Origin of the sequence: Christiangramia marina, assembly GCF_048285865.1 — a bacterium.
GTDB lineage: Bacteria > Bacteroidota > Bacteroidia > Flavobacteriales > Flavobacteriaceae > Christiangramia > Christiangramia marina.
Window position 1 is genome coordinate 1313 of record NZ_JBLVTK010000008.1, and the last position, 994, is coordinate 2306.

Below are 994 nucleotides of genomic sequence, written 5' to 3' on the forward strand. Positions count from 1 at the left end.
GTTCAATGCTTCGCCGAAGCTAACATCTCCCCTTAACCTTCCAGCACCGGGCAGGTGTCAGGCCCTATACGTCATCTTTCGATTTAGCAGAGCCCTGTGTTTTTGATAAACAGTCGCCTGGATCTTTTCACTGCGGCCCCCCCATAAGGGGGGCGACCCTTCTCCCGAAGTTACGGGCCAATTTTGCCTAGTTCCTTAGCCATGAATCTCTCGAGCACCTTAGAATTCTCATCCCAACTACCTGTGTCGGTTTAGGGTACGGGTTGCCTCCACTCGCTTTTCTTGGAAGTCGCTCCTCTGGATTATCACGCCGGCCGTAGCTTTTGTGTACTATCGGGGTGTTACCACTCCCTTCAACGTACTATTCCGTCAGTACGCACCAAATTTACGCCTCCGTCCGCTTTAACGTGGGGCAAGTAGCAGAATATTAACTGCTTGTCCATCGACTACCCCTTTCGGGTTCGCCTTAGGTCCCGACTAACCCTCAGCTGATTAGCATAGCTGAGGAAACCTTAGTCTTTCGGTGTGCGGGTTTCTCGCCCGCATTATCGTTACTTATGCCTACATTTTCTTTTGTAACCAATCCAGCAAGCCTCGCGACTCACCTTCATCTCTGTTACAATGCTCCCCTACCACTATAGTAAACTATAGTCCATAGCTTCGGTAATATGTTTATGCCCGATTATTATCCATGCCGAACCGCTCGACTAGTGAGCTGTTACGCACTCTTTAAATGAATGGCTGCTTCCAAGCCAACATCCTAGCTGTCTGGGCAGTTCAACCGCGTTTCTTCAACTTAACATATATTTTGGGACCTTAGCTGATGGTCTGGGTTCTTTCCCTCTCGGACATGGACCTTAGCACCCATGCCCTCACTGATATGAAACATTTTATAGCATTCGGAGTTTGTCAGGAATTGGTAGGCGGTGAAGCCCCCGCATCCAATCAGTAGCTCTACCTCTATAAAACTATCTATATCGCTGCACCTAAATGC

At 48.8% G+C, this 994-nt stretch carries 1 protein-coding gene and 1 other annotated feature (1 of these 2 only partly in view); the gene reads right to left on the minus strand.

Going from position 1 to position 994, the window contains the following annotated elements; all coding sequences use genetic code 11:
• Nucleotides 1-994 (minus strand) — a sequence feature (mutual gap in cmsearch alignment for this rRNA model is longer than 100) (it extends past both window edges: 987 nt to the left, 851 nt to the right).
• The coding region (locus ACNKXS_RS15030) for a hypothetical protein (RefSeq protein WP_417921589.1) at nucleotides 797-994 on the minus strand (198 nt) is incomplete at its 5' end. It overlaps the preceding feature by 198 nt.